The organism is Klebsiella sp. GFKo11, from assembly GCF_056490265.1.
This window is the reverse complement of sequence record NZ_CM151369.1, coordinates 79,316-105,205: the sequence shown is the minus strand read 5'-3', so window position 1 is coordinate 105,205 and position 25,890 is coordinate 79,316. Positions and strand designations below refer to the sequence as shown.

Here is a 25,890-nt window from a genome sequence, read left to right as displayed (position 1 = left end):
CGGCATTAAAAGACCAACGTTTCCCCATCCTGCGGGATGCTGACCGCATCGGCAATCTGATTGTCGACCACGTACTGACGCAGCTCATCGCGGCTCAGCAGGCAGTGGTTTACCGCTTCCATATGACTTGCAACAATTTTGGCTTCCGGCAGGGTGAAATGCACCTTCAGCACATCTTCTTTGCCCATAATGATCGGCCCAAAACCGATAACGTGAGCATATCCGGCATTCAGCACCACTACGTCCGGCTGTAGTCTGACCATATCGGCTTCTACTTCATCGCGCCAGATGGTATCCCCCACCAGCCACAGGGTTTTCTCCTGTGGATGACGCAGCACCACGCCGCAGGCTTCGCCCAGGCGTTCGGCCATCGCCGCAACCGCATAAGTGCGGTCGCTACCGTGCTGCCCAGAAGTGGTTTTCACCAGGGCAACATCGGCAAACGCGCTGTCCTCAGAGAGCAGACGAATATCACTGAACCCTTGTCCGCGCAGCAACTGAGCATCGGCCTCATGCTGAATATAGATCGGCAGCGTTTTGGGGATCGCGGCGATCGCCGCCTCGTCCCAGTGATCTTCATGGGTGTGGGTGACGATAACGGCATCAACATCAACAATCTTTTCAACAGAGAAAGGTAGCGCCACCAGCGGGTTGCGCAGCTCGCTGCGCGCGGTTCCGGCGAAGCCTGCCCAGGCACCTTTGTCAGAAAGCATGGGGTCAATAAGAAATTTTTTACCAGCATATTCAATAATCTGCGTGGCATTACGGATGTGGGTTATTTTCATGATGCTCATTCCTCTTCGCGGTTATCTGGCGAACATCGTACGTGCCACAAGCCTGGCGCAATATGGGCGTTTGGGCAATGATCGATGGGATTGGGCCAATCTACAGTGGTTGCCATCCGCTCCCGGCTATGGTGTGCTGAACGCTCAATTTTCAGGAAGAGTGGCTACGATGAAGAAGAAGTTAACCGCCGCCGATATGCACGACGCCGAGGTTATGGCGGACACCCCGTGGTTCAGCATGCGCAAGGTCGGCATTGATATGGCCCCCGGCGATCGGCGGGATTTTTACTCCATCCACTACCCGCGACCCGCTGTGGGGATTGTGGCGATGCAGGATGACAAAGTGCTGCTAATCCGCCACTACCGTTATCTAATAGACCAGGTGGTGTGGGCCGTTCCTTCGGGCGGCGTTGATGAAGGGGAAGATCCGCGCGAGGCGGCCCTGCGTGAACTACGGGAAGAGACCGGCTGGCAGGCGAAAAATGCCGAAGAAATCATCCGCTATAACCCTTCCTATGGCAGCAGTGACCAGCTGTTTATCACCTGGCTTGCCAGTGATTTAACCTGGGTGGGGATGGATGAAGATCAGGATGAGGTGATGGAAACCGGCTAGTTTACCCTCGAAGAGATTGGCCAGCTGATAGCCCGCGGCGAGATGCCGGACGGGCTATCGCTGGTGCCGCTGCTGCATCTGATGGCGCAGCGGCGGACCGGTTTAGCGTAGCGGTTTCAGCATCCGCCAGCGAAACCACAGCTGGGCGACGAGGATCAGCACGCCGCCGATAATCTTCTGCAACGGCAGCTGTTCGCCGTACCACAGCGCGGCGGCAATCACCGTCAACAGCGGCTCAAGCACCATAATAATTGCCGCGCTGGCAACCGCTGCGTACTTCTGCCCCTTCATTTGCAGGCCGAAGCGCAGGCTGGTCGCGATGACAATGCTGGCGAGCAGCCAGCCGAAGGTCGTCAGGGTAAACGGCTGATCCCAGGTCTCGACGGCGGCGGAAATCCCCAGTCCGACAATCCCGGTGATGCCTAGCTGCACGGTAGTTAGCGGGATCAGCGGCACCTCGCGGGCGCAGTTGCTGGTGTAGCAAAACCAGATTGATTGCACCAGCGCGGTCAGCAGAAACCAGCCCTGACTGGGGTGAAACTCAATCGGCATATGCAGGCTGAGCAAACCGAGGCCGACAATGGCAATCGGCAGGCACTCCCAGTAGGCCCGCGCCGGACGCGCCTTCATCATCGCCCACGCGGTAAGCGGCACGAACAGCATCGACAGGCTCATAATAAACGCCCCTTCGCCCAGTGACGGAGTTGTCGATACCGAGTAGATCCACAGGCACAGGTTTAACGCAAACCACAGGCCGCTGATAATAATGCGCGGCCAGTGCTGCTTGTCGACGCGAAACCCGCGACAGAACGGCAGCAACAGCAGCGCGGCGAAGAAAAAGCGCAGGCCGAGGAAGGCGAAAACCGGCATGCCGGCAATCGCTTCACGGGAAAAAATCCATCCGCAGGCGGCGATAACCGTCGCGGCTATTAGCAGCAAATCTGCCTGGCGTTGCCGGGTCATCGCCACTCCTCCTTGTGTGAATGATTACCAGCCGGGAACCGCACCGCCGTTGAAGATGGTCTCTGCCGCCTTCGCCACTTCCGGCGACTGGTAGGACTGCATAAACTCTTTCACGTTTTCCGCGTCTTTGTTGTCTTCGCGGGTCACGATGATGTTCACATACGGTGAGTTTTTGTCTTCGATAAAGATGCCGTCGCGCACCGGCGTTAACCCGGTCTGTTGGAGGTAAGTCGTGCTGATGATCGCCACATCGACTTGCGGGTCGTCAATCACGCGCGGTAGCTGCGCACCTTCCAGCTCCATGATTTTCAGGTTATGCGGGTTGTCGGTGATATCGACCGCCGTCGGCAGCAGGCCGGTGCCCGCCTTGAGCGTAATCAGCTTCTCCTGCTGGAGCAGAAGCAGCGCACGGCCCAGGTTGGTCGGGTCGTTAGGAATGGCGATGGTCGCGCCGTCTTTCAGCTCGGCGACGGATTTAACTTTGCGCGAATAGCCCGCCATCGGGAAGACGAAGGTATTGCCGACCGCCACCAGGCGATAGTTGTGGGCTTTGTTATCCTGGGCGAGGAACGGACGGTGCTGGAAGACGTTCGCGTCCAGATCCCCGGCGTTAGTGGATTCGTTGGGCAGCAGCGAGCCGCTAAAGCCCACCAGCTCAACGTCGAGGCCATATTTCTCTTTGGCTACTTTCTTCGCCACTTCTGCTACATCCTGTTCCGCGCCGTTAATCACGCCAACTTTAATGTGTTTGGCATCGCTGCCCTTCTGGTCGCAGCCCACCAGCAGCAGGCCCGCCAGCACCACGGCGGCGGCTGTCCGTAAACGCAATTTCATTGTTATTACCCCGTCAGTCCATAGAGAATCGTTATTATTTTTTCGTCTGAAACTATAACGACTTTGGGGTGAGGTTTTAAACGCAAAAACGGCAACTGGAAATAAAATCATCTTCCCCCTTTCTCCCGGGGGCAGCGCGATGCGCCTGCCCGGGCTACGGGTTCACCGTCGGCTGCGATCGAGTAGCCCGGACAGGTGCGCAGCGCCGCCTCCGGGGATCTCTAGAGCGGGGGACGCACCTTACAGCCCCAGTTCACTCAATCCCGGGTGATCGTCCGGGCGACGGCCCTGGGGCCAGTGGAACAGGCGCTCGCTCTCGGCAATCGGCAGGTCGTTGATGCAGGCGTAGCGCGTGTGCATCAGGCCGCGTTCATCAAACTCCCAGTTCTCATTGCCGTAGGAGCGAAACCAGTTGCCGCTGTCATCGTGCCACTCATAGGCGAAGCGCACCGCAATACGATTGTCGCTCCACGCCCACAGTTCCTTAATCAGACGGTATTCCTGCTCTTTACGCCATTTTCGCTGTAAAAAGTCGATAATTTGCGTCCTTCCGTGCACAAACTCGCTGCGATTACGCCATTCGCTATCGACGGTGTAGGCCAGCGCGACCTTTCCGGCATCACGGCTGTTCCAGCCATCTTCGGCGGCCCGCACTTTTTGCGCGGCGCTCTCGCGGGTAAACGGCGGCAGCGGTGGGCGTTGTTCGGTCATCATTGTTCTCCTGTATGAATAAGCTGTTGCAGGCGCTGGTTTTCCCGCTCCAGATCGTCAATACGCTGTTGCAGCGTCTGGCTATACTCCGCCACCTGCTGGGCGGTGTAGCGCGGGGTAATATGCTGAGGGCAGTTCCAGTCAAAAGCCTGTAAATGAAAGCGAAAAATGCGCTCGATTCTGGCCCGATAGTTCTCCGGCGTGACCCGCGCCAATAATTCCGGGTCGCTCTCCGCCGCCACGACTTCTACGGTGGCGTAGATTTTCAGCCTGGCACGGCGCGGGTAATCCATCAAAAACAGACACGCCCGGTCGCTACCGCGCAGGTTGCCGGTGGTGATGTACTGGCGATTTCCAGAGAAATCCGCCATCGCCAGAGTGGTCTCATCCAGCAGATGCAGGAAACCCACCGGGCCGCCGCGATGCTGAATATAGGGCCAGCCGGTTTGCGAAATCGTCGCCAGGTAGAAGCTATCGCGGGTGACGATCATCCCCTCTTCGCTGTCGCTGAAGCGCTCTCCTCTACGCGGGCGATGCGGCGACTGCCACATCCCATCGCTGCCCATCTCATGCTGAACATCCATCACGTTAGGGGTCATGGCGATATCAAGAAAGTCTACTGACATAATTTCTCCGAAGGCGATGTGGCATGACTCATCATGGACTGTGTCGACAAAAAAGATAATAGTGGGGATCTGGCAATCATATTTCCGAAAAACGGGATAATTATGGACCGACTCAGCGCCATGGCGCTGCTGGTGAAAGTGACTGAACTCGGCAGTATGTCGGCAGCGGCGCGGGCGCTAAATACGCCGCTGACCACCGTCAGCCGCAATATTGCCGAGCTGGAAAATGCGCTCGGCGTGCGCCTGCTCATCCGTACGACCCGCAAGCTAACGCTGACCGACGCCGGAGCCGATTATGTCGCCGCCGCGCGACGGATCCTCGAAGAGGTGGAGAACGCCGAGCGCCAGGCGGTGGGCGAATATCAGGAACCAAAAGGCGAGCTGACGATCTCCGCGCCTATCATGTTTGGTCGTTTGCACGTTTTACCGGTAATCACGGAATTTCTTGCCCGTTACCCGCAGATTCGCGTCCGTTTACTGCTTAGCGATCGCAACGCCAACCTGGTGGACGAGCATGTTGATTTAGCGGTACGTATCGGTGCCTTGCCGGATAGCGGGATGGTGGCGACCCGCCTTGGTGAGATGCGCATCGTCACCTGTGCGCATCCGGGCTTGCTGGAAAAACACGGCACGCCAGAACGCCCGCGCGATCTGACCATGCTGCCGATGATTCACATTGAGTCGCCGATGCCCTACAGCGGCTGGCGATTTAATACCACAGAAGCGCAAGACCGGCTGGTCGCGCTCGCTCCGATGCTTTCGGTGACCACCCCGGAGAGCGCCGCCGATGCCGCCCGACTGGGGGCTGGCGTGGCGCGCCTGCTGCATTACCAGGCTATCGATGGCCTGGTGTGCGGCGAACTGAAGCTAATTTTTCAAACGATGGAGCCGGAACCCGCGCCGGTGCATCTGCTCTCTAACGCCCGGGACCTGGCCCCGCTCAAGCTGCGTAAATTTATCGATTTCGCCGCGCCCGCCCTGCGTCGGGCGCTGCTGCGTATTGCCGCCACCGCCTAGCGGGCGGTCGTTTTCAGCGGTGCTTCTTTCAGTAGCCAGGAGAGCACAAACGCCACCGCCATAATGCAGGCCGCCATCAGGAACGCCGCGTGGATAGCGGCCCCGAAGGAATCGAGGTAATCCAGACGAATCTCCGCAGGCAAATTCTGTACCGCCGCCGGATTCAGCGCCCGCGGCAGCTGCGCACCTTCCGGCAGCAGGTGTTGCAGGTTATTTTGCAATACATGAGTGAATACCGCGCCAAACAGCGCCACGCCGATAGAGCCGCCAATCGAGCGGAACAGCGTCACGCCGGAGGTTGCCACGCCGTACATTTGCGCAGGCATCGCGTTCTGCACTGCCAGTATTAGCACCTGCATCACCAGTCCCAGACCCGCTCCCAGCACGCTGGTGAAAAGATACAGCTGCCACATCGGCGAGTGGATGGTTATGCGCGTCAGCAGCACCATTCCCACCACGCCCAGCAGGGTGCCGATAATCGGAAACACCCGGTACTTACCGGTATGGCTGATAACGCGTCCGCTGATGATCGAGGTCAGCAGCAGACCACCCATCAGCGGGATTAGCTGTAGCCCCGCCTCGGTCGGCGTCGCCGCTTTTACCACCTGCAAATAGAGCGGCAGGAAGGTCACCGAACCAAACAACGACATCCCAACAACAAAGCCAATCAGGCTGCAAAGCAGAAAGCTGCGGTTGCGGAACAATGAGAGCGGAATAATCGGCTCTGCGGCCAGTCGTTCTTCATGAATAAAACCGATAATCCCCACCACGCCAAAGGCCAGAATGCACCACAGCTGCGGGTCGCTCCACGCGCGAACGCTGCCACCCTCGGAGGTAAACAAGATGATGCACAGCAGCGCCATGCTGAGGTAAATTGCCCCCAGCCAGTCGATCTGGTGCTGGCTGCGCTTGTTGCTGCTGTGAAAAACCGCGCCGATCACCAGCAGCGCGAACAGGCCCAGCGGCAGGTTGATGTAGAAAATCCAGCGCCAGGAGGCGTGCTGCACCAGGAAGCCGCCGATTAACGGCCCAATCACCGTCGCCAGGCCAAAAACACCACCGAATAACCCCTGATAGCGACCGCGATTAGCAGGCGGGATCACATCGGCCACTGCCGCCATGCTGATCACCATCAGGCCACCGCCGCCCAACCCTTGCAGGGCGCGCATCAGCACCAGTTGGGTCATGTTCTGCGCCAGCCCGCACAGGGCGGAACCGGCAAGGAACAGCACGATCGCCACCTGCAGGACGATTTTCCGCCCGAACAGGTCGCCAAATTTGCCGTACAGCGGCACCGCGATGGTCGAACTGAGGATATAGGCGGTCACTACCCACGAGAGTTTATCCAGCCCGCCGAGTTCGCCGACGATGGTCGGCAGCGCGGTTGAGACAATAGTCTGGTCCAGCGCTGATAGCAGCATGACCAGCAGTAGAGCGCTGAAGAGCAGGCGGATTGAGGGTACCGCCGGTTGGCTCGCGACTTCAGATGTCATAGCATCACTCGCTTGAAATTAATTAAATACATAATTAATATTTAGGGAAATGATGAATCAGGTCAAGGGATCGCCATACGATGTCAGCACAAAAAGACAATGAAGCCCCACGTCGCCCCGGTCGCCCGCGCGGGCAGAAATCCGGCTCCGCCAACCGCGAACAGTTGATGGATATTGCCCTGGCGCTGTTTGCCCGCCACGGGATCGCGCGAATTTCACTGAACGCCATCGCCAAAGAAGCGGGGGTGACGCCCGCGATGCTGCACTACTATTTCAGTTCGCGGGAGGCGCTGGTGGAAAAGCTGGTTGAAGAGCGCTTTATGCCGCTGCGCAACGACATCGGCCTAATTTTTGTAGAACATAGCGATGAGCCGGTGACCGCTTTTACCCTGCTTATTGAAACCCTGGCGGCGATGGCGGAGAAAAATGCATGGTTCGCACCGCTGTGGATGCAGGAGATCATCGGCGAGATGCCGGTACTGCGTCAGCATATGCACGCGCGTTTTGGCGATGAGAAATACCACAAAATGCTGGCGACGGTGCGCCGCTGGCAGCAGGAGGGCAAACTCAACCCGGCGCTGTCGCCGGAGCTGCTGTTTACCACCTTAATAAGCCTGGTACTGGTGCCGTTTTCCCGTACCCATACCGATGTGCGGTTGCAATCAGTGAACAAGCAGATGATTGTCAGCCACGCGCTGGCACTGATTAGCCACGGAATTGGCGGCTGATTCCCCCTACAGGTTCACCGCCATCTGCGGGCCGGTAGCCCGCGTCGCGAACCGGCGAAGCTTTAAACCGGCTGCTGGTGGCGGCTAAACCGCGATGCCAGCGGCAGCCAGCACAGCAGAATCAGCAAGCCCATCAGCATCATTAACAGGCCCAGGCTGCCCTGACCGGTCTGCGGCATCATCGCCGACAACCACGCCAGCACGCCGGAGCCAATGTTTTGCAGCCCGCCCACCAGCGCCCCGGCGGTTCCGGCGAGGAACGGAAATGGCTCCATCGCGCCGCTGGTCGCCAGTGGGAACAGCATCCCCGCGCCAAAAAAGAACAGCGCGGCAGGTGCCAGCAGGGTCCAGACGGTCATTATGCCCAGCAAGCCCGGGATCCACATCATCACCCCCGCCAGCAGGCAGCAAATCACCGATTGCCACATCAACGTCGGGAAGCGTTTATTCGGGCGTCCGGCAAACCACGCACCAAAGAACGCCGCCGGAATTGGCAGAATAAACAGAATGCTCACCGACAGGCTGCTCAAGCCCAGCACCGCGCCCATCAGCACGCCGGAACAGGCTTCGAACACAGCAATACCCGCCAGGCCGCCGATTAGCATCAGCAGATAGCAGTTAAACGCGCTGGTGCCGAACAGCGTTTTGTAATTGGTGATAAGCCGGGTACGCGGTGCGCCGGTTGGTCGGGTTTCCGGCATCCAGCGCGCCATGCTGAAGGTCACGCCAGCACAAAGCACCAGCAGGAAGACGTAGCAGGCCCGCCAGTTCCACAGGGTATCGAGAATGCCGCCGATCAGCGGCGCGAGCAGCGGACTGACCAGAATGCCCATATTCAACAGACTGTTAGCGTGCCTGAGCTGTGCGCCTTCATACAGATCGCGCGGCAGAGTTCGCGCCATCACGCCGCCGACCCCGGTGCCCATCCCCTGCATTGCGCTGGCGGCGATCAGCACCGGCAGGCTATGGGTAGTGATGGCAACCAGCGTCGCCAGCATAAAAATAGACATTCCCACGAGGATCACCGGGCGACGACCAACGCGATCCGATAGCGGGCCGTAGAAGAGCTGCGATACGCCGTAGGTCAGCAGATAAGCGGCCATCACGCTCTGCACCGCGCCCTCACGGACGTTGAGCGATACCGCCATATCAGCAATCGCCGGGATATATATGGTCTGCGCCATCTGGCCGACGGCCACCAGCAGTACCAGCATCAACAACAAATTGAAGTTCTTATGCCGTTTCATGTCGATGAATACTTTGTGAAATATGGAAGATAAAGAATATGTGACTAACACACCCGCAAAACGATGGAGGAATCTACCACATAAAAATGACAGAACAACCCTGAGCGGAGGGATTATCGGGGTATTTCAGGCAGGTTTTGTAAACAAAAATCGGCAACTAATGTTGCCATATCCAGATTAAGACAGCCGTAGCAGAATCGCCCCGGCGGCGATACCGCAAGCTGCAACAATGCGCAGTGGAACGACCTTTTCTTTCAACAGGATAAAAGCGATAACTGCGCCGAACAGAATCGACGTCTCACGTAGCGCGGCGACGACCGCCAGCGGTGCCTGGGTCATCGCCCACAGCGCCAGACCATAAGAGCCCATGGTGCCGACGCCACCGATCATGCCTTTCTTCCAGTTCTGGCGCAGATAGCGGCTGGCCTGCTGGCGCCGGGCGATCATCGCCCAGCTCAGCAGACAAAAACCGTTCATAAAAAAAGTCCACAGCGTATAGCCCAGCGCGGTTTCTGAAAGCCGCACCCCGGTTCCGTCCACCAGCGTGTAACCGGCAATAAAACAAGCGTTAATCAGCGCCAGTACGATGCCGGTACTTGAACTGGATCGACCGTTAAAGGCCATCGCCAGAATCGCCAGGCAGATTACGCCAATCCCCAGCCACGCCAGCGGCGAGAGATGGTCGCCAAGGAAAATAACGCTGATTATCGCCACCAGCAGCGGCGCGGTACCGCGCATCAGCGGATAGGTCTGGCTCATATCCGAGATCTGGTAGGTTTTCGCCACCAGGACGGTGTATACCACCTGTAACGCACAGGAGACGGCAAGAAACGGCACGCTGGCGAGTGTGGGTTGTGGGGCAAAGGGGAGTAAAACCAGGGCGATTAATGCGGCTGAACCGCTAATGCCGATTGCCGCATACATCTTATCGCCGCTCGCTTTAACGATAGCGTTCCAGCTGGCGTGAAGCAGAGCAGCGAACAGCAAAATACAGAATAGGGTGATGGTCATTACGGCCCGGATATGGGGAATAAATCGTCACTGGACTGTAACATGCACATTCCCCGGCAGCCAGCGATGGCTAAAGTGAGCAGAACAGGCGATGCGTGACCTGAGGCTCATCGTATACCGGGCGAAATCCCAGATTTTCATAAAACGACCAGGCCGTTGACGACGCATGGGTGTTGAGGAAATCAAAGCTGGTGCCTGAGTGGGTAATAACCGAGACCAGTAGCTGATGCCCGATCCCCTGCCGGCGGTGGCTCTCACCAATGTATAAATGGCGGATGCGTCCGGCCCGCATCTGCTGGCTAAAAGGGTCGATATTCAGTCCGCAAACGCCGACCAGCTGCCCATGCGCAAAGGCCCCAGCAGCTTTTCTCCAGGTGCGTCAAAGCGGTTTTTCCCACTCTGCCAGTTCTCCGCCAGGCGGCGAAGCATATTCAGATTTTGCGCCAGGCTTTCGGCGCGCAACGCCGTAAAACCCGGGTCATCTGGGGTTACTGCGGCAATCAACAGCGGTGCCATGGTTTTCTCCATCGGGTTAGCCTGTAGAGGGGCGGTTTCCCGCCCCTCCCAGGTGCGACTTGAACCTGAATCAGCGGAACTGCTTCAGGACTGCATCAAGCAGTTGCAACACAGCAACCATGAGTTTCAGGATCAGAACAACGATATCCACTCCGCCCATACGCGTCTCCTCTGGTTCAGGAGCACGACCGGCTGGCGTACCTTTCCGCCGCCTGTTGCCAGCCAGGGTATACCCGTCATATTTCAGGCGCGGCCTGTCGGCTACAGCCCAAGTTATTCAGGGTATTTGTTGACGTAACACAGTGTGCTCTTCTGGGGTTAAGGCACTGACGGCACCACCCGTTTCAGCCAGGACTTCATTGCGCCGGTAAAAGTGCGGCCCCCAGATGTCACTCTGCGTACCCCATCAGTATAGAATGATTACTGTATAAATGAACAGTATATTTTGGACAAATCTGCGAGTGCGATCCATACTCTAGATCAGCAAAAACCGTCGTGAAATTGCGCCGTCTTCGTCGATCGCGTATACTTTTTTCGTTGACGTAATACAGTGTATTCGCGGCTACCAACCGCAAAGACACCATTCAAAAGACCTCGCCGTGCGCGGGGTTTTTTGTTTTATCCCTCCGCAAATTAATGTGATCCTTCACGCAGTTTCTCGTGGTTGAAAATAAATCCGTTGTGAAATGGCAAAAGCTGTGTTTGTATAAATTCATTCACTTTTTTAAGACAACAGGTCCCTAATGAACGCATCCATCCTGACTTCGACTCTACTACTAACCGCGCCTGCCGCGGTGGTCGTCGTGTCTGTGGTGGTCGTCGTCGGCAACGCGCCGTAGGGTCCGGAACAACACGAATTCCAAACCCCGCCGGCGCAAACCGAGCGGGGTTTTTCGTTTAAGAGCCCCGCCCGGATACGCTAAGTAATTCGGGTTGCAGGAAGGCGGCAAGTGAGCGAATCCCCAGGAGCGTACATAGGTACGTGACTGGGGTGACCAAGCGCAGCCAACGCACCAGCAACGTGAAGTACGACGCGTAAAGTCGGCCCAGAATAAAAGGACTGGAGCATGGCAAGTTCGGGCACAACATCACAAAAAATGCGCTTCACTGGCGCACAGTTAGTCGTTCATTTACTGGAGCGTCAGGGGATCACTACGGTCAGCGGCATTCCGGGCGGCTCCATTCTTCCCATTTACGATGCGTTAAGCCAAAGCACGCAGATTCGCCATATCCTGGCGCGTCACGAGCAGGGTGCGGGGTTTATCGCCCAGGGCATGGCGCGTACCGAGGGTAAACCGGCGGTATGTATGGCCTGTAGCGGCCCGGGAGCCACCAACCTGATCACCGCTATCGCCGACGCCCGCCTGGATTCGATTCCGCTGGTTTGCATTACCGGCCAGGTTCCGGCTTCGATGATCGGCACCGACGCCTTCCAGGAAGTCGACACCTACGGTATTTCTATCCCCATCACTAAGCACAACTACCTGGTGCGCAATATCGCTGAACTGCCGCAGGTGATGAGCGACGCGTTTCGCATCGCGCAGTCCGGGCGACCGGGGCCGGTGTGGATAGATATTCCTAAGGATGTTCAGTCGGCGACCATTGAGCTGGACGTCCTGCCGGAACCGGGAACCCGCATGGCGGCCCCGGAGTTCGACAGCACCAGCGTGCGCGAAGCGGCGGCGATGATTAACGCCGCACAGCGTCCGGTACTCTATCTGGGCGGCGGGGTCATCAACGCTCCTGAGCAGATTCGCCAGCTGGCGGAGAAAGCCAACCTGCCGACCACCCTGACCTTAATGGCGCTGGGGATGCTGCCGAAAGCGCACCCGCTGTCGCTGGGCATGCTGGGGATGCACGGCGCGCGCAGTACCAACTTTATTCTTCAAGAGGCTGATTTACTGATTGTTTTAGGTGCGCGTTTTGATGACCGGGCGATTGGTAAAACCGAGCAGTTCTGCCCGAACGCGAAGATTATTCATGTTGATATCGACCGCTCAGAGCTGGGTAAAATCAAGCAGCCGCACGTGGCGATCCAGGGCGACGTTGCCGAGGTGCTGGCTCAGTTGATCCCACAAGTCGAGGCGCAGCCGCGCAGCGAATGGCTGCAGCTGGTGGCGGATTTGCAGCGTGAATTCCCCTGCAACATCCCGCAGGAGAAAGACCCGCTCAGCCATTATGGTTTGATTAACGCCGTGGCCGCCTGCGTTGACGATGAAGCGATCGTGACCACTGATGTGGGCCAGCATCAAATGTGGACCGCTCAGGCTTATCCGCTGAACCGTCCGCGCCAGTGGCTGACCTCCGGCGGGTTGGGTACGATGGGCTTTGGTCTGCCCGCGGCGGTTGGCGCGGCGCTGGCGAATCCTCAGCGCAAGGTTATCTGCTTCTCTGGCGATGGCAGCCTGATGATGAATATCCAGGAGATGGCGACGGCGGCGGAAAATCAGCTGGATGTGAAAATCATCCTGATGAATAACGAAGCGCTGGGGCTGGTGCATCAGCAGCAGAGCATGTTCTATAAGCAGGGCGTGTTTGCCGCCACCTACCCGGGAATGATCAACTTTATGCAGATCGCCGCCGGTTTCGGCCTGCAAACCTGTGATTTAAATAACGAAGCCGACCCGCAGGCGGCGCTGCAGGCGATTATCGACCGCCCAGGCCCGGCGCTGATCCACGTGCGTATCGATGCCGAAGAAAAAGTGTATCCAATGGTACCGCCGGGTGCGGCCAATACTGAAATGGTGGGGGAATAAGCCATGCAACAACCGACTCATGAAAACGTTATTCTACAGCTCACCGTGCGCAACCATCCTGGCGTGATGACCCACGTTTGCGGCCTGTTCGCCCGCCGCGCCTTCAACGTGGAAGGCATTCTTTGCCTGCCGATTCAGGACAGCAATCAGAGCCGCATCTGGCTACTGGTCAACGACGATCAGCGCCTCGGGCAGATGATTAGCCAGATCGAAAAGCTGGAAGACGTTGAGAAAGTAGTGCGCAACCAGTCCGACCCATCCATGTTCAGCAAAATTGCGGTGTTCTTCGAATAATCGTTCGAGACTTGAACAGCAACGCGCTTGCCGTTAAGGTAAGCGCGTTTTTTAACCCGCCAGGAAACGCCATGACCACTATCGCCCTTATCGACGATCACCTTATCGTCCGCTCCGGCTTTGCCCAACTGCTGGGGCTGGAAGCCGATTTTCAGGTCGTCGCCGAATTTGGTTCCGGTCGAGAGGCGCTGGCGGGGCTGCCCGGTCGCGGGGTGCAGGTCTGCATCTGCGATATCTCGATGCCGGATATCTCCGGGCTTGAGCTGCTGAGCCAATTACCGAAAGGGATGGCTGTCGTCATGCTGTCGGTCCACGACAGCCCGGCGCTGGTGGAACAGGCGCTGAACTCCGGAGCGCGCGGTTTTCTCTCCAAGCGATGCAGTCCGGATGAACTGATCGCCGCCGTACGCACGGTGGCGACAGGCGGCTGCTACCTGACGCCGGATATCGCCATAAAGCTGGCGGCCGGGCGTCGGGACCCGCTCACCAAACGCGAACGCGAAGTGGCGGAAAAGCTGGCGCAGGGGATGGCGGTAAAAGAGATTGCTGCTGAACTGGGGCTGTCGCCGAAAACCGTTCACGTCCATCGCGCTAATCTGCTGGAAAAACTCGGCGTCAGCAACGACGTTGAGCTGGCGCGCCGGATGTTCGATAGCTGGCAATGAAAGCGATTCTCTCCCAACTGCTCTCGGTAATCGGCTGTTTCTTTATCTTCTCCGCCGCCTGGTTCTGCCTGTGGAGCATCAGCCTGCATCTGGTGGAGCGTCCCGACCTTGCGGTATTGCTATTTCCCTTCGGCCTGCGTCTTGGCCTGATGCTGCAATGCCCGCGCGGCTACTGGCCGGTATTGCTGGGCGCGGAGTGGCTGCTTCTCTTCTGGCTGGCGCAGGAAGTGGAACTGGCGCACCCGATAATATTGATGACCGGAAGCCTGCTGACCCTGCTGCCGGTGGCGCTGATCTCGCGCTATCGCCACCAGCGTGACTGGCTGACCTTGTTGCGCCAGGGCGCAGCGCTTATCGCCGCCGCGCTGCTGCAATCGCTGCCGTGGCTGGCGGAAGGCAAAGAGGGGCTGAATGCGCTGCTGCTGACCCTGACCGGCGGCCTGACGCTGGCCCCGACCTGCCTGGTTATCTGGCACTATCTCACCAGTACAGTCTGGCGGCCGCTGGGGCCATCGCTGGTTTCGCAGCCGGTGAACTGGCGCGGGCGGCACCTTATCTGGTATCTGCTGCTGTTTACCATCAGCCTCTGGTTACAGCTCGGGCTGCCTGCCGAACTCTCGCGTTTTACCCCCTTCTGCCTGGCACTGCCGATCATCGCTCTCGCCTGGCACTACGGCTGGCAGGGCGCGCTGATTGCGACATTGATGAACGCCATCGCGCTGATTGCCAGCCAGACCTGGCACGATCATCCGGTTGATTTACTGCTTTCGCTGCTGGCGCAAAGCCTGATGGGGCTGCTATTGGGGGCCGGAATTCAGCGGCTACGCGAGTTGAATCAATCTCTGCAAAGTGAGCTGGTGCGCAACCAGCGTCTGGCAGAGCGCCTGCTGGAAACCGAAGAGAGCGTGCGCCGCGAGGTGGCCCGCGAGCTGCACGATGATATCGGCCAGACCATCACCGCGATTCGCACCCAGGCAGGGATCGTTCAGCGTCTTGCTCCCAACAACGCCAGCGTTCGGCAGAGCGGCCAGCTGATTGAGCAACTTTCGCTCGGCGTCTACGACTCGGTGCGCCGCCTGCTGGGCCGCCTGCGTCCTCGTCAGCTGGATGACCTCACTCTTGAACAGGCGGTACGTTCGCTGATGCGTGAAATGGAGCTGGAGGATCGCGGTATGGTCAGCCACCTGGAGTGGCGCATTGATGAATCGCTACTGAGTGAAAACCAGCGCGTCACCCTGTTCCGCGTCTGTCAGGAGGGGCTGAATAATATCGTCAAGCATGCTTGCGCCAGCGCCGTCACGTTACAGGGCTGGCAGCAGGAGCAGCGACTGATGCTGGTTCTGGAGGATGACGGCTGCGGCCTGCCCCCAGGCTCCGGCCAGCAGGGCTTCGGCCTTACCGGCATGCGCGAGCGCGTGACGGCGCTGGGCGGTAGCTTAACCATCTCCTGCACCCACGGCACCCGCGTCTGCGTTAGCCTGCCGTTGCGTTACGCCTAAGGAATGATGATGTTTGCCTTTTTAAAATCCCCGCCGGACGCTCAACCGATAGCCGATAAACAGGCGCTGGACGAGCGCTATCGCTACTGGCGTCGGCATATTTTGCTGACCATCTGGCTGGGCTACGCGCTGTTTTACTTCACCCGTAAAAGCTTTAACGCCGCCGTACCGGAAATCCTCGCCAGCAACGTGCTGACGCGCAGCGACATCGGCCTGCTGGCAACGCTGTTTTACATCACCTACGGCTTGTCGAAATTTTTCTCCGGTATCGTCAGCGACCGCTCTAACGCTCGCTATTTTATGGGCATCGGCCTGGTCGCCACCGGCGCCGTGAATATCCTGTTTGGGTTTTCCACTTCACTGTGGGCCTTCGCGCTGCTGTGGGCGCTGAACGCCTTTTTTCAGGGCTGGGGATCGCCGGTCTGCGCCCGCCTGTTGACGGCATGGTATTCGCGCACCGAACGCGGCGGCTGGTGGGCGCTGTGGAATACGGCGCATAACGTTGGCGGAGCGCTGATCCCGATGGTGGTTGGCGCGGCGGCGCTGCACTACGGCTGGCGAACGGGGATGATGATTGCCGGGATGCTGGCGATCTTCGCCGGACTGTTCCTCTGCTGGCGGCTGCGCGATCGGCCGCAGGCAGTAGGGCTACCCGCGGTGGGCGACTGGCGGCACGATGAGCTGGAGATTGCCCAGCAGCAGGAAGGCGCGGGGCTGACCCGCAAGGAGATCCTCACCAAATACGTGCTGCTGAACCCCTATATCTGGCTGCTCTCCCTGTGCTACGTGCTGGTGTACGTGGTGCGGGCGGCGATTAACGACTGGGGCAACCTGTATATGTCGGAGACCCTCGGCGTCGATCTGGTGACTGCCAACTCAGCGGTGACCATGTTCGAGTTGGGGGGATTTATCGGCGCGCTGGTGGCTGGCTGGGGCTCAGATAAGCTGTTTAACGGCAATCGCGGGCCGATGAACCTGATTTTCGCCGCCGGAATTTTACTCTCCGTCGGCGGTCTGTGGCTGATGCCATTTGCCAGTTACGTAATGCAGGCAGCCTGCTTCTTTACTACCGGCTTCTTCGTTTTTGGCCCGCAGATGCTGATCGGCATGGCGGCAGCGGAGTGCTCGCACAAAGAGGCGGCGGGGGCGGCAACCGGCTTTGTTGGTCTGTTTGCCTATCTGGGGGCATCGCTCTCCGGCTGGCCGCTGGCGCAGGTGATGGAGATCTGGCACTGGACCGGATTCTTTGTGGTGATTGCCATTGCGGCAGGTATTTCTGCCCTGCTGTTGCTGCCGTTTTTAAACGCCCAGGCACCGCGCGAAGCGTGACCGACTTCACCTTTCTCAGTCGAATGGCGTAAAACTAAGAAATTTTCCCGGTTTCGCCTGGACGCTGTCTCAGGCGTGTCTCTTGGCTGATTTTTACAATGCCTGCCATTCGCAGGTATAAAAATTAGCTCGGGAGTGTCAAATGCTGGCCTTTCTAAACCAGGTGCGCAAGCCGACCCTGGATCTGCCGCTCGAAGCGCGGCGCAAAATGTGGTTCAAACCGTTCATGCAGTCGTACCTGGTGGTTTTCATCGGCTACCTGACCATGTACCTGATCCGTAAGAACTTTAACATCGCGCAGAACGACATGATCTCCACCTACGGGTTGAGCATGACGCAGTTGGGGATGATTGGCCTCGGCTTCTCCATCACCTACGGCGTGGGTAAAACGCTGGTCTCCTACTACGCCGACGGCAAGAACACCAAGCAGTTCCTGCCGTTTATGCTGATCCTCTCCGCCATTTGTATGCTTGGCTTCAGCGCCAGCATGGGCGCGGGGTCGACCAGCCTGTTCCTGATGATTGCTTTCTACGCCCTGAGCGGCTTCTTCCAGAGTACCGGCGGCTCGTGCAGCTATTCGACCATCACCAAGTGGACGCCTCGGCGTAAGCGCGGCACCTTCCTCGGCTTCTGGAATATCTCCCACAACCTCGGCGGCGCGGGCGCGGCGGGCGTGGCGTTGTTTGGCGCTAACTATCTGTTCGACGGTCACGTCATCGGTATGTTTATCTTCCCGTCGATTATCGCGCTGATTGTTGGCTTTATCGGTCTGCGCTTCGGTAGCGACTCCCCGGAATCTTACGGCCTCGGCAACGCCGAAGAGCTGTTTGGCGAAGAGATCAGCGAAGAAGATAAAGAGACGGAAGAAAACGCCATGACCAAGTGGCAGATCTTCGTCGAGTACGTGCTGAAGAACAAAGTCATCTGGCTACTGTGCTTCTCCAATATCTTCCTGTACGTGGTGCGCATCGGTATTGACCAGTGGTCTACCGTCTACGCTTTCCAGGAGCTGAAGCTTTCTAAAGAAGTGGCGATTCAGGGCTTTACCCTGTTTGAGGTGGGCGCACTGGTCGGCACGCTGCTGTGGGGTTGGTTGTCGGATCTGGCGAACGGACGTCGCGCGCTGGTGGCCTGCGTCGCGCTGGCGCTGATTATCGCCACGCTTGGCGTTTATCAGCACGCCAGCAACCAGTACGTCTACCTGGCATCGCTGTTTGCGCTTGGCTTCCTGGTGTTTGGCCCGCAGCTACTGATCGGCGTTGCCGCCGTGGGCTTTGTGCCGAAAAAAGCCATTGGCGCTGCCGATGGGATTAAAGGCACCTTCGCCTATCTGATCGGCGACAGCTTTGCCAAACTGGGCCTCGGGATGATTGCCGACGGTACGCCGATTTTCGGCCTCACCGGCTGGGCGGGCACCTTTGCCGCTCTGGATGCGGCGGCGATTGCTTGTATCTGCCTGATGGCTATCGTCGCGGTCTTTGAAGAACGTAAAATCCGCCGCCAGAAAAAGACACAAACTTTGCAGACTGCCTGAGTCATTGGGTGTGAGTCACTTTGCCCGGCCTTTGCGCCGGGCTTTTTTATGCTTCCTGCTGGGCCGTCTGGTGCAACAGCTCCCGCAGCCACTGCTGCGCCGGGTCGCGATGGCTGCGTTCGTGCCAGGCCATGCTTTTGGTAAAACCTGGAACAGGCAGCGGCGGCGGCGAGATTTTCATCCCTGATGCCATCTTCGCCAGCCGACGCGGCACCACGGCTATCATATCGCTGACCGCCAGCACCTCCGGCAGGACCAGAAAACTGCTCACCGACAGCCCAACTCGCCGGGAACAACCCAGCGTCGCCAGCGCATCATCGGTGACGCCGCGAAAACTATCGCCCTGCCAGGAGACCAGCACATGTTCCAGCTCGCAGAATAAATCCAGGGTCAGCGGCGCGGCAGCCTGCGGGTGATCCGCGCGCATCAGGCACACGTACTCTTCCTGATACAGCGCCCGGCTGTGCAGATCCGGCGGCGTAGAGTGCGGAGTCAGCAGCGCGATATCCACTTCGCCGCGCTCAGTCTGGGCGAACAGCGTGGTAGGCGATTCCGGAATAATGCGCACGCGGATGCCCGGAGCCAGCGGCTTCAGAGCCGCGATAAACGGCACGATCACCGCTTTCAGCGCATAGTCGGTGGCGGCGATAGTCCAGGTGAAATCGGCATTGAGCGGTTCGAAAACGGCGGGCTGCAGCAGGGCTTCGGCATCGGTCAGCAGCTGTTTGACCGGTGAGGCCAGCGCCTGAGCGCGCAGGGTCGGCACCATCCCGTGCGGGGCGCGAATAAACAGCGGGTCGTTAAAGGCTTCGCGCAGCCGGGTCAGCATACCGCTCACCGCCGGTTGGGTGAGCGAAAGCCGCGTCGCCGCTCGGGTGACGCTGCGTTCATCGAGCAGCGCGTCCAGCGTTTTCAGCAGGTTAAGATCGAGGTTTCTGATATCAGATTTCATGATAGCTATCCGCAGCCGCGATAAGTCACATTATGGTACGTCCGGCAGTCGACAGCAGGCAAATTCCCATTATGATACTGGGGTTGCGATTAAGTGAGAGGATGCATGATCTGGTTAGGACTGGCCACGCTGATAGTGGTATTTGTTGTGGGATTTCGGGTGCTTACCTCTGATTCACGCCGTGCAATTCGCCGTCTGAGCGAACGATTAGGGATTACGCCGGTGCCGCTGGAGTCGATGATCGATCAGCTGGGAAAAACCGCCGGTCACGAGTATCTGCGCTACCTTGAGCGGCCTAATGAAGCGCATTTGCAAAATGCCGCTCAGGTGCTGCTTATCTGGCAGGTGGGGATCGTTGATGGCAGCGAGCAGAACCTGCACTACTGGTATCGGTTGATGCAAAAGGCCCGCCTTGCGGCACCGATTACCGAAGCGCAAATCCGCCTCGCGCAAGGTTTCCTTCGCGAGCTGGAGCCGGAAATCAGCGAGCTGCATGCTCTACAAGAACGCTATAACACGCTGTTTTTACCGGAAGATGGCGTCCACTGGCTGCACTGATATCACTATCTGTAATGATGTTTATAAAAGATGGTGATTCGATTTATATCACTCTCCGGCGCATAGTTGACCTCGTTAAAACACACACTGACGAGGTCCACCATGCAACAGCCATCGCAACAAAGCGCCATCATCTGGCCGCAAGATTACCTGCCGGGCACCACCGATAACTTCGCTTCCAACGAAATCATCGTTAGCGGCCTGACGGCGGCACAAATCTGGGCACAGCTTGACGATACTACCCTGTGGCCGGGCTACTACAGCAACGTCGCCGATATCCGTTTTCACGACGGCAGCGGCCCGAAGCTGAGCGCCAACGCCCGCTTTCGTTTCTCCACTTTCGGCTTCCCGATTGAAGCACAGGTCACCGAGTACGTTCCACCGGTCGCCGGACAAGCAGCGCGCGTGGCCTGGCACGGCTGGGCGGAAGGCGATGAGACTACGCGCCTCGACGTGATCCACGCCTGGCTGTTTGAGGATTTACCCGGTAACCGGGTGCGTATTTTGACCCAGGAGTCACAGAAGGGCGTACCGGCGCAGGAGCTGGCGCGAACCGTACCCAATCCGATGATAAACGGCCATCAGGAGTGGATTTGCGGTCTGGCGACGGCGGCGCATAAGGCTAAATAATCGATAGTGGCCCGGAGTAATCTATTACGCCAGCACCTCTAGCCCATGTTTTTGCACGATGTTGAGTAATTTCAGCGCCAGCCCACCGGGGCGTTTTGCCCCGCTTTCCCATTTTTGGATCGTGGAAACGCTGGTGTTCAGATAGCGCGCAAAAACGGGCTGACTGACGTTGAAATGCTCCCGCAGAGCCTTAATTTCATCAGGTTGAAGATCGCTCACGTTGCTGAGACAGGTTTCATCGAAGCTGCGCATTGTCTCCTGTGGAATGGCATCAACACTGTACAAACCCGCAGCGGCGCTATGGATAGCTTCAAAAGCTGGGCTTTTGAATTTAGTTCTTGCAATCATGACAAATCTCCACCAATTCTTTTCGCTTAACCAATGCGGCCATTTTCTCCTCGCTGAGAAGGGAATAATGCCTGGCTAACTCACGGAATGCCGCTAGCTCTCGATTATCGATATTGGCGATATCCTGTTTGGCGTATAAAAACGTGTAAAACCAATGCTCAGCCCCCTTTGCCAGGATAATTGCGCGATCGCGATTCTTATTGAGGCGTTTTTTGTAAACCCCGCCACCAAGGTTATCTGCTTTTCCCTGAATGGTTGCCTCAATCGCTGTACATAATTCATCATCATCAATCGCATGGGTTCGGGCTTCCCTGGTAAACCATTTAGTTTTGAAAACACGCATCGGCTGACATCCTGTAACCTTAAATATAGCACCAGGTGCTATAATATTTCTTCCTCTTATTCTTCTTAAATACCTAAAAACACGTTTTTCTGATTATGCGAGCAGCCACGCAAGCGCTTTGAAAAGCCTGAAAAGTTGTCAAAACGTTAAATTCGTCACATTTAAAATGTTACACTGCGCGGCTTCTCCGTATTCAACCCCTGCAGGTAACTTATGACTCCTTCGAATGCATCCACGCCACACGCTAGCCCAACAGCGCGGCCAAACTGGTCGGCGGTCTTCGCGGTGGCCTTCTGCGTTGCCTGCCTGATTACCGTTGAATTCCTGCCGGTGAGCCTGCTCACGCCGATGGCGCAGGATTTGGGTATTTCTGAAGGCGTCGCCGGGCAATCGGTCACCACCACCGCGTTCGTGGCGATGTTTGCCAGCCTGTTTATCACTTCGATTATTCGCAGCACTGACCGCCGCTATGTAGTGATTCTGTTTTCAGTCTTGCTGACTGTCTCCTGTCTGCTGGTCTCCTTTGCCAACAGCTTTGCGTTACTGCTGGTGGGACGCGCCTGCCTTGGCCTGGCGCTGGGCGGCTTTTGGGCGATGTCGGCGTCGTTGACCATGCGGCTGGTGCCGATGCGCGTGGTGCCCAAAGCGCTATCGGTAATTTTTGGTGCAGTGTCGATAGCATTAGTGATCGCCGCGCCGTTGGGCAGCTTCCTTGGCGGGATTATCGGCTGGCGTAACGTTTTTAACGCCGCGGCGGTCATGGGCGTGGTCTGTATAATTTGGGTGCTGAAGGCGCTGCCTTCGCTGCCGGGCGAGTCGTCGTCGCAGCAGCAAAATATGCTCGGCCTGCTGAAGCGTCCCGGTGTGATGGCCGGGATGTGCGCCATCTTTATGGCCTTCGCCGGTCAGTTCGCCTTCTTTACCTATATTCGCCCGGTATATATGACCCTCGCGGGCTTTGACGTTGATGGCCTGACGCTGGTGCTGCTGAGCTTCGGTATCGCCAGCTTTGTTGGCACCTCGCTCTCTTCCATGCTGCTCAAGCGCTCGGTAAAAACGGCGCTGGCAGTTGCGCCAGTGGTGCTGGCTATCAGCGCTGCGGTGCTGGTGCTATGGGGTGAAAGTAAAATCGTCGCCTCGACGGTGGCGGTTATCTGGGGCTTTGCCTTCGCACTGGTGCCGGTAGGCTGGTCAACGTGGATCACCCGCTCCCTTTCCGATCAGGCAGAGAAAGCCGGGTCGATTCAGGTGGCGGTGATCCAGTTAGCCAATACCTGCGGCGCGGCGGTCGGCGGCGTGGCGCTGGACCATCTCGGCCTGCTGTCGCCGCTGGTGATTTCCGGTACTTTGATGCTGCTCACCGGCCTGCTGGTGGCGACGAAAGTGCGGATTTCATCATAAATATTCGCCCCCCGACGGCGCAGTGCTCGCCGGGGGATAATGTTCAATCTACCTGTTTTATCATCATAATCAGTCCCCCACCTGCCAGCGCGATAACGGCCAGAATAGGCAGGATGGGCAGGTACTGGTTACCCACCACGCTAAACAGAATCGCGCCTAATACGGGCCCAAGAATTTGCGCACCGGTATTAGCAAAATTCAGGATGCCGAGGTCTTTTGCCGAGTTTTCGGGATTAGGCAGCACCTCCAGATTCAGTGCCTGATCGACCGAAAAGAAAATCCCCGAACCAATACCCGCAATAACTCCGTACCAGATCATCGCGGCGGGCTGCCCGTAAATAAACGGGATCACCGTCCCGGCGGCAATCAGCACGGCGGCGAGAAACACCGGCTTTTTGCGAGTGCGCAGTTTGTCAGAAATCGGGCCGGAAATAGGCGCAAAGATCAGCGCGGTTATCATCGTGGCGACCCCCGCCAGGGAAATATACTTCCCGGCATCGGCGCTATTGAGCCCCATTCCGCTGGTCAGGAAAAAGAGCTGATAAACGCTAAAAGCGGTAATGGTGATGGCAATCAGCATCTTGCCAAACAGCGCCAGGTAAAAGTCGCGCGCATTGCGTACCGGAAAAATAAAGTACTGAGCAAAGTTGCTGCGGTCGATTTTTTGCCGCGGCATGCCGAGGCTGGACGGTTCTTTGATGATGACTGCCGCAATCGGGCCGGAGAGCAGCATCGCCACCGCCAGAACGTAATAACCGGTATTGACCAGCTCTGGATGGCTATCGCTAAGAAAGAACCCGCCGACCACCGGGCCGCCGTACTGACCGATGATAAAACCTGCCGCATAAATGGAGGAAATTAACCCCCGGTGTTTTGGCGCAATGCGGTCAGCAATGACGGCAATCAGCGGTGCAACAACAAAGTTTATAAAGGTCTGTAATAAGCACCAGAGAAGGATAAAAATCCACAGCTGCTCTTTGGTTTCAATCATTCCCAGACCCAACATCACCAGGGCGGTCAGAACCGAACCGGATAAAATCCACGGCGTCCGGCGGCCCCAGCGGGAGCGCGTGAGGTCAGACAGCGCGCCGATAATAATGGTGGTAATCGTTGAGGTGACCGCGCCGAGAGTACCCAGCAGAGCAAGAAAATTATTAACCTCTGACCCCCCGCCGATAATTCGACTGAGCTTGGCCGGATTCAAAACGGAATTGAGTCCCATAAACGGGGCCAGCCACAGCAGCGCGCCGATTCCGACGGCAAGACCTAAAAGTACAGGAGGTTTCGGCTGTTTTTCATTACTGACTGACGCAGACCACCCACCCAAATTAATGGTTTTATCGGTGCTATTCGTGTTCATTAGAGTAAACCTTTTATTTTTAAAGGTAGTGTTTATTAAAATTCAAGTGCCACTGGAGTTGCTGCTTTTATCCGGAATAAGCTTAATATAATTATTTCTGTATCGCCGAGGGGAGACCCCGCAGTGGCGACGAAAAATTCTTGAGAAATAAAAGGCATCGTTATATCCGCTTAATTGTGCAATATCAGAGATAGACAGCACGGTATTTTGCAGCATATTTTTAGCGCGATATATCCGCTGTTCTTCTTTCCATTCATTAATGGTCTGCCCGGTCTCTTCGCGGGTGATGCCTCTAATTAGTTGAATCTGATGTATAATGCGGGCTTTTGAGGTTCTTTCATGGCCAGCGTTAACATTCATTGTCCTCGTTGTCAGTCTGCACAGGTCTACCGCCATGGTCAGAACCCTAAAGGCCATGACAGATTTCGCTGCCGTGACTGCCACCGCGTTTTTCAGCTCACTTACACTTATGAGGCCCGTAAGCCGGGCATTAAAGAGCTGATCACTGAAATGGCCTTCAATGGCGCCGGGGTTCGCGATACCGCCAGAACACTGAAAATTGGCATTAACACCGTCATCCGGACTTTAAAAAACTCACGCCAAAGCGAATAACGTCTTCGCCCGTTGCTCATGCTGATGTGGCGCTTATCTGCGAACTTGATGAGCAATGGAGTTTCGTTGGCAGTAAAGCCCGGCAACACTGGCTCTGGTACGCGTATAACACCAAAACAGGGGGTGTACTGGCCTACACTTTTGGTCCCCGTACCGATGAAACCTGCCGGGAACTACTGGCACTGCTTACGCCATTCAACATCGGCATGATCACCAGCGACGACTGGGGCAGCTATGGCCGGGAGGTGCCGAAGGATAAGCATCTGACCGGAAAAATATTCACCCAACGGATTGAGCGCAATAACCTGACGCTGCGCACCCGCATTAAGCGCTTGGCTCGTAAAACAATCTGCTTCTCGCGTTCAGTAGAGATCCACGAAAAAGTCATCGGGACGTTTATTGAAAAACACATGTTCTACTAATTGGAAGCATCACCTCTTCGCGGAACAGATGAGACAGACGAGACGGCGACAAGCAGACCTGCGCGGCGAGGTCGGCGATGCTCAAATCCTCGGTGATATGCCGGTTCAGATAGAGACAGATCTCTTCCACCCTAGCATCGCGCGTTTTCTTTTGTGTATCTTCCTGTAGTCGATAACAATTCAGGATGATACGTTCAAGGACGTTCATTGATATCGCCTCTGACAGCGCGTCGCCTTCAGAAAAGAAGGTAATCGCCTCGCTGAACAGCGTCTTCATTAATTCACCATCGTGCTCACTTTTTAACGTAAGTTTGCCTGGTTCACCCTCGCTACCTTGCCAGGTGAGCCAATTATGCCAATAAGGACGGGGAATAAAGTAAATCCAAAAGTGATCCCAGCAATCGCTGCTTTCATCTCGTCCATAATGATGCGGTACGCCGGGTGGAAAAATGAGTAAGTCATTTTTTTCGCAGGTAATGTATGTGTCTTCTTTGGTTTTTACCCACGCTTTTCCCCTCACGGTAATATTAATAATATACCCTTCCATTCCGTCCGGACGGTCTATCGGGGTATCGAGAGGACCGCTGCGGATAACCGGTGTGAATCCAGCCACCAGATACGCATCAAAGGTAAAACACATACA

The 25,890-nt window shown here is 57.0% G+C and carries 28 protein-coding genes and 2 pseudogenes; 14 read left to right on the top strand and 16 right to left on the bottom strand.

The window, feature by feature from the left end:
- Nucleotides 1-5: 5 nt before the first annotated feature.
- Nucleotides 6-785 (bottom strand): MBL fold metallo-hydrolase, encoded by a 780-nt coding sequence (locus AC07P6_RS00500; RefSeq protein ID WP_478315419.1) that lies wholly within the window; start codon nucleotides 783-785, stop codon nucleotides 6-8.
- 169 nt (nucleotides 786-954) lie between these two features.
- Between AC07P6_RS00500 and AC07P6_RS00495 the strand changes: the two are divergent.
- Nucleotides 955-1,509: pseudogene (locus AC07P6_RS00495) on the top strand (NUDIX hydrolase).
- Here AC07P6_RS00495 and AC07P6_RS00490 read toward each other — a convergent pair.
- From AC07P6_RS00490 to AC07P6_RS00475, 4 genes are all read right to left on the bottom strand, one after another.
- A complete protein-coding gene (locus tag AC07P6_RS00490; RefSeq protein WP_478315418.1) occupies nucleotides 1,501-2,361 on the bottom strand; it encodes a DMT family transporter in 861 nt (286 codons plus the stop codon). The pseudogene AC07P6_RS00495 and the gene AC07P6_RS00490 sit on opposite strands and share 9 nt — an antisense overlap.
- A 24-nt stretch (nucleotides 2,362-2,385) precedes the next feature.
- Nucleotides 2,386-3,195, bottom strand: a complete 810-nt coding sequence (gene nlpA, locus AC07P6_RS00485) for a lipoprotein NlpA (RefSeq protein WP_478315417.1) — start codon at nucleotides 3,193-3,195, stop codon at nucleotides 2,386-2,388.
- Nucleotides 3,196-3,435: 240 nt separating this feature from the next.
- Nucleotides 3,436-3,906: a nuclear transport factor 2 family protein gene (locus tag AC07P6_RS00480; RefSeq protein WP_110275929.1), complete on the bottom strand. Its 471-nt coding sequence runs from the start codon at nucleotides 3,904-3,906 to the stop codon at nucleotides 3,436-3,438.
- The gene (locus AC07P6_RS00475) at nucleotides 3,906-4,532 is read right to left on the bottom strand and encodes a pyridoxamine 5'-phosphate oxidase family protein (protein ID WP_434661081.1); all 627 of its coding nucleotides are present in this window, start codon (nucleotides 4,530-4,532) and stop codon (nucleotides 3,906-3,908) included. Before AC07P6_RS00475 ends, AC07P6_RS00480 begins: the two co-directional genes overlap by 1 nt.
- Nucleotides 4,533-4,634: 102 nt before the next feature.
- Here AC07P6_RS00475 and AC07P6_RS00470 point away from each other — a divergent pair, with 102 nt between their 5' ends.
- Nucleotides 4,635-5,549 carry a LysR family transcriptional regulator gene (locus AC07P6_RS00470; protein WP_434661079.1) on the top strand — a complete coding sequence of 305 codons (915 nt, stop codon included), beginning with the start codon at nucleotides 4,635-4,637 and terminating at the stop codon, nucleotides 5,547-5,549.
- Here AC07P6_RS00470 and AC07P6_RS00465 read toward each other — a convergent pair.
- A complete protein-coding gene (locus AC07P6_RS00465; protein WP_182235353.1) occupies nucleotides 5,546-7,042 on the bottom strand; it encodes an MDR family MFS transporter in 1,497 nt (498 codons plus the stop codon). The two genes, AC07P6_RS00470 and AC07P6_RS00465, sit on opposite strands and share 4 nt — an antisense overlap.
- Before the next feature lie 80 nt (nucleotides 7,043-7,122).
- Between AC07P6_RS00465 and AC07P6_RS00460 the strand changes: the two genes are divergently transcribed.
- Nucleotides 7,123-7,770 (top strand): TetR/AcrR family transcriptional regulator, encoded by a 648-nt coding sequence (locus tag AC07P6_RS00460; protein ID WP_182235354.1) that lies wholly within the window; start codon nucleotides 7,123-7,125, stop codon nucleotides 7,768-7,770.
- 62 nt (nucleotides 7,771-7,832) lie between these two features.
- On the opposite strand, the gene emrD is transcribed toward AC07P6_RS00460, so the two are convergent.
- The 4 genes and pseudogenes from emrD to tisB all read right to left on the bottom strand — a co-directional run bounded on the left by emrD (nucleotide 7,833) and on the right by tisB (nucleotide 10,704).
- Nucleotides 7,833-9,017: a multidrug efflux MFS transporter EmrD gene (gene emrD / locus AC07P6_RS00455; RefSeq protein ID WP_182235355.1), complete on the bottom strand. Its 1,185-nt coding sequence runs from the start codon at nucleotides 9,015-9,017 to the stop codon at nucleotides 7,833-7,835.
- A gap of 177 nt (nucleotides 9,018-9,194) precedes the next feature.
- Nucleotides 9,195-10,028 carry an EamA family transporter gene (locus AC07P6_RS00450; RefSeq protein WP_478315416.1) on the bottom strand — a complete coding sequence of 278 codons (834 nt, stop codon included), beginning with the start codon at nucleotides 10,026-10,028 and terminating at the stop codon, nucleotides 9,195-9,197.
- 70 nt (nucleotides 10,029-10,098) lie between these two features.
- Nucleotides 10,099-10,544, bottom strand: a pseudogene (locus AC07P6_RS00445) (GNAT family N-acetyltransferase).
- A 70-nt stretch (nucleotides 10,545-10,614) separates the two neighbouring features.
- Complete coding sequence (tisB, locus tag AC07P6_RS00440) at nucleotides 10,615-10,704, bottom strand: type I toxin-antitoxin system toxin TisB (RefSeq protein WP_004107126.1); 90 nt, start codon at nucleotides 10,702-10,704, stop codon at nucleotides 10,615-10,617.
- A 583-nt stretch (nucleotides 10,705-11,287) separates the two neighbouring features.
- Here tisB and ivbL point away from each other — a divergent pair.
- The 7 genes from ivbL (at nucleotide 11,288) to uhpT (ending at nucleotide 18,621) form a co-directional block, all read left to right on the top strand.
- Entirely contained in the window at nucleotides 11,288-11,383 is a 96-nt protein-coding gene (gene ivbL / locus AC07P6_RS00435; protein ID WP_112216085.1) for an ilvB operon leader peptide IvbL, read from the top strand.
- A gap of 228 nt (nucleotides 11,384-11,611) precedes the next feature.
- On the top strand, nucleotides 11,612-13,300 hold the full coding sequence (ilvB, locus tag AC07P6_RS00430) for an acetolactate synthase large subunit (RefSeq protein ID WP_478315415.1): 1,689 nt from the start codon (nucleotides 11,612-11,614) through the stop codon (nucleotides 13,298-13,300).
- Between the two features lie 3 nt (nucleotides 13,301-13,303).
- A complete protein-coding gene (gene ilvN / locus AC07P6_RS00425; RefSeq protein WP_110275937.1) occupies nucleotides 13,304-13,594 on the top strand; it encodes an acetolactate synthase small subunit in 291 nt (96 codons plus the stop codon).
- Between the two features lie 71 nt (nucleotides 13,595-13,665).
- Nucleotides 13,666-14,259, top strand: coding sequence for a response regulator transcription factor UhpA (gene uhpA, locus AC07P6_RS00420; protein WP_478315414.1), 594 nt, complete (start codon nucleotides 13,666-13,668; stop codon nucleotides 14,257-14,259).
- 17 nt (nucleotides 14,260-14,276) lie between these two features.
- Nucleotides 14,277-15,758: a signal transduction histidine-protein kinase/phosphatase UhpB gene (uhpB, locus tag AC07P6_RS00415; protein ID WP_304261159.1), complete on the top strand. Its 1,482-nt coding sequence runs from the start codon at nucleotides 14,277-14,279 to the stop codon at nucleotides 15,756-15,758.
- Nucleotides 15,759-15,767: 9 nt separating this feature from the next.
- Nucleotides 15,768-17,087 carry an MFS transporter gene (uhpC, locus tag AC07P6_RS00410; RefSeq protein WP_434661068.1) on the top strand — a complete coding sequence of 440 codons (1,320 nt, stop codon included), beginning with the start codon at nucleotides 15,768-15,770 and terminating at the stop codon, nucleotides 17,085-17,087.
- Nucleotides 17,088-17,229: 142 nt separating this feature from the next.
- Nucleotides 17,230-18,621, top strand: coding sequence for a hexose-6-phosphate:phosphate antiporter (uhpT, locus tag AC07P6_RS00405; RefSeq protein ID WP_110275942.1), 1,392 nt, complete (start codon nucleotides 17,230-17,232; stop codon nucleotides 18,619-18,621).
- A 46-nt stretch (nucleotides 18,622-18,667) separates the two neighbouring features.
- On the opposite strand, the gene AC07P6_RS00400 is transcribed toward uhpT, so the two are convergent.
- Nucleotides 18,668-19,573, bottom strand: coding sequence for a LysR family transcriptional regulator (locus AC07P6_RS00400; RefSeq protein WP_434661067.1), 906 nt, complete (start codon nucleotides 19,571-19,573; stop codon nucleotides 18,668-18,670).
- Nucleotides 19,574-19,678: 105 nt separating this feature from the next.
- Between AC07P6_RS00400 and AC07P6_RS00395 the strand changes: the two genes are divergently transcribed.
- The gene (locus AC07P6_RS00395) at nucleotides 19,679-20,131 is read left to right on the top strand and encodes a DUF1198 domain-containing protein (RefSeq protein ID WP_112216093.1); all 453 of its coding nucleotides are present in this window, start codon (nucleotides 19,679-19,681) and stop codon (nucleotides 20,129-20,131) included.
- A gap of 102 nt (nucleotides 20,132-20,233) precedes the next feature.
- On the top strand, nucleotides 20,234-20,761 hold the full coding sequence (locus AC07P6_RS00390; protein WP_304254323.1) for an SRPBCC family protein: 528 nt from the start codon (nucleotides 20,234-20,236) through the stop codon (nucleotides 20,759-20,761).
- 24 nt (nucleotides 20,762-20,785) lie between these two features.
- Here AC07P6_RS00390 and AC07P6_RS00385 read toward each other — a convergent pair whose 3' ends face one another.
- Nucleotides 20,786-21,109 (bottom strand): helix-turn-helix domain-containing protein, encoded by a 324-nt coding sequence (locus AC07P6_RS00385; RefSeq protein ID WP_478315413.1) that lies wholly within the window; start codon nucleotides 21,107-21,109, stop codon nucleotides 20,786-20,788.
- A complete protein-coding gene (locus AC07P6_RS00380) occupies nucleotides 21,093-21,452 on the bottom strand; it encodes a type II toxin-antitoxin system RelE/ParE family toxin (RefSeq protein WP_181484380.1) in 360 nt (119 codons plus the stop codon). The genes AC07P6_RS00385 and AC07P6_RS00380 overlap by 17 nt, the downstream gene beginning before the upstream one ends.
- A 213-nt stretch (nucleotides 21,453-21,665) precedes the next feature.
- Here AC07P6_RS00380 and nepI point away from each other — a divergent pair, with 213 nt between their 5' ends.
- A complete protein-coding gene (gene nepI, locus AC07P6_RS00375; protein WP_478315412.1) occupies nucleotides 21,666-22,853 on the top strand; it encodes a purine ribonucleoside efflux pump NepI in 1,188 nt (395 codons plus the stop codon).
- Between the two features lie 43 nt (nucleotides 22,854-22,896).
- Here nepI and AC07P6_RS00370 read toward each other — a convergent pair whose 3' ends face one another.
- Nucleotides 22,897-24,213: an MFS transporter gene (locus tag AC07P6_RS00370; protein ID WP_478315411.1), complete on the bottom strand. Its 1,317-nt coding sequence runs from the start codon at nucleotides 24,211-24,213 to the stop codon at nucleotides 22,897-22,899.
- Between the two features lie 42 nt (nucleotides 24,214-24,255).
- On the bottom strand, nucleotides 24,256-24,573 hold the full coding sequence (locus AC07P6_RS00365; RefSeq protein ID WP_478315410.1) for a helix-turn-helix domain-containing protein: 318 nt from the start codon (nucleotides 24,571-24,573) through the stop codon (nucleotides 24,256-24,258).
- Here AC07P6_RS00365 and AC07P6_RS00360 point away from each other — a divergent pair.
- Nucleotides 24,553-25,247 (top strand): IS1-like element IS1N family transposase gene (locus AC07P6_RS00360; RefSeq protein WP_087786203.1). Its coding sequence is split into 2 segments (ribosomal slippage): nucleotides 24,553-24,799 and nucleotides 24,799-25,247, totalling 696 coding nucleotides; the frame shifts between segments, so codons are not numbered across the junction. The genes AC07P6_RS00365 and AC07P6_RS00360 overlap by 21 nt on opposite strands.
- Here the strand turns inward: AC07P6_RS00360 and araC are convergent.
- Nucleotides 25,222-25,887 (bottom strand): arabinose operon transcriptional regulator AraC, encoded by a 666-nt coding sequence (gene araC, locus AC07P6_RS00355; RefSeq protein WP_478315408.1) that lies wholly within the window; start codon nucleotides 25,885-25,887, stop codon nucleotides 25,222-25,224. The genes AC07P6_RS00360 and araC overlap by 26 nt on opposite strands.
- Nucleotides 25,888-25,890: the final 3 nt, after the last annotated feature.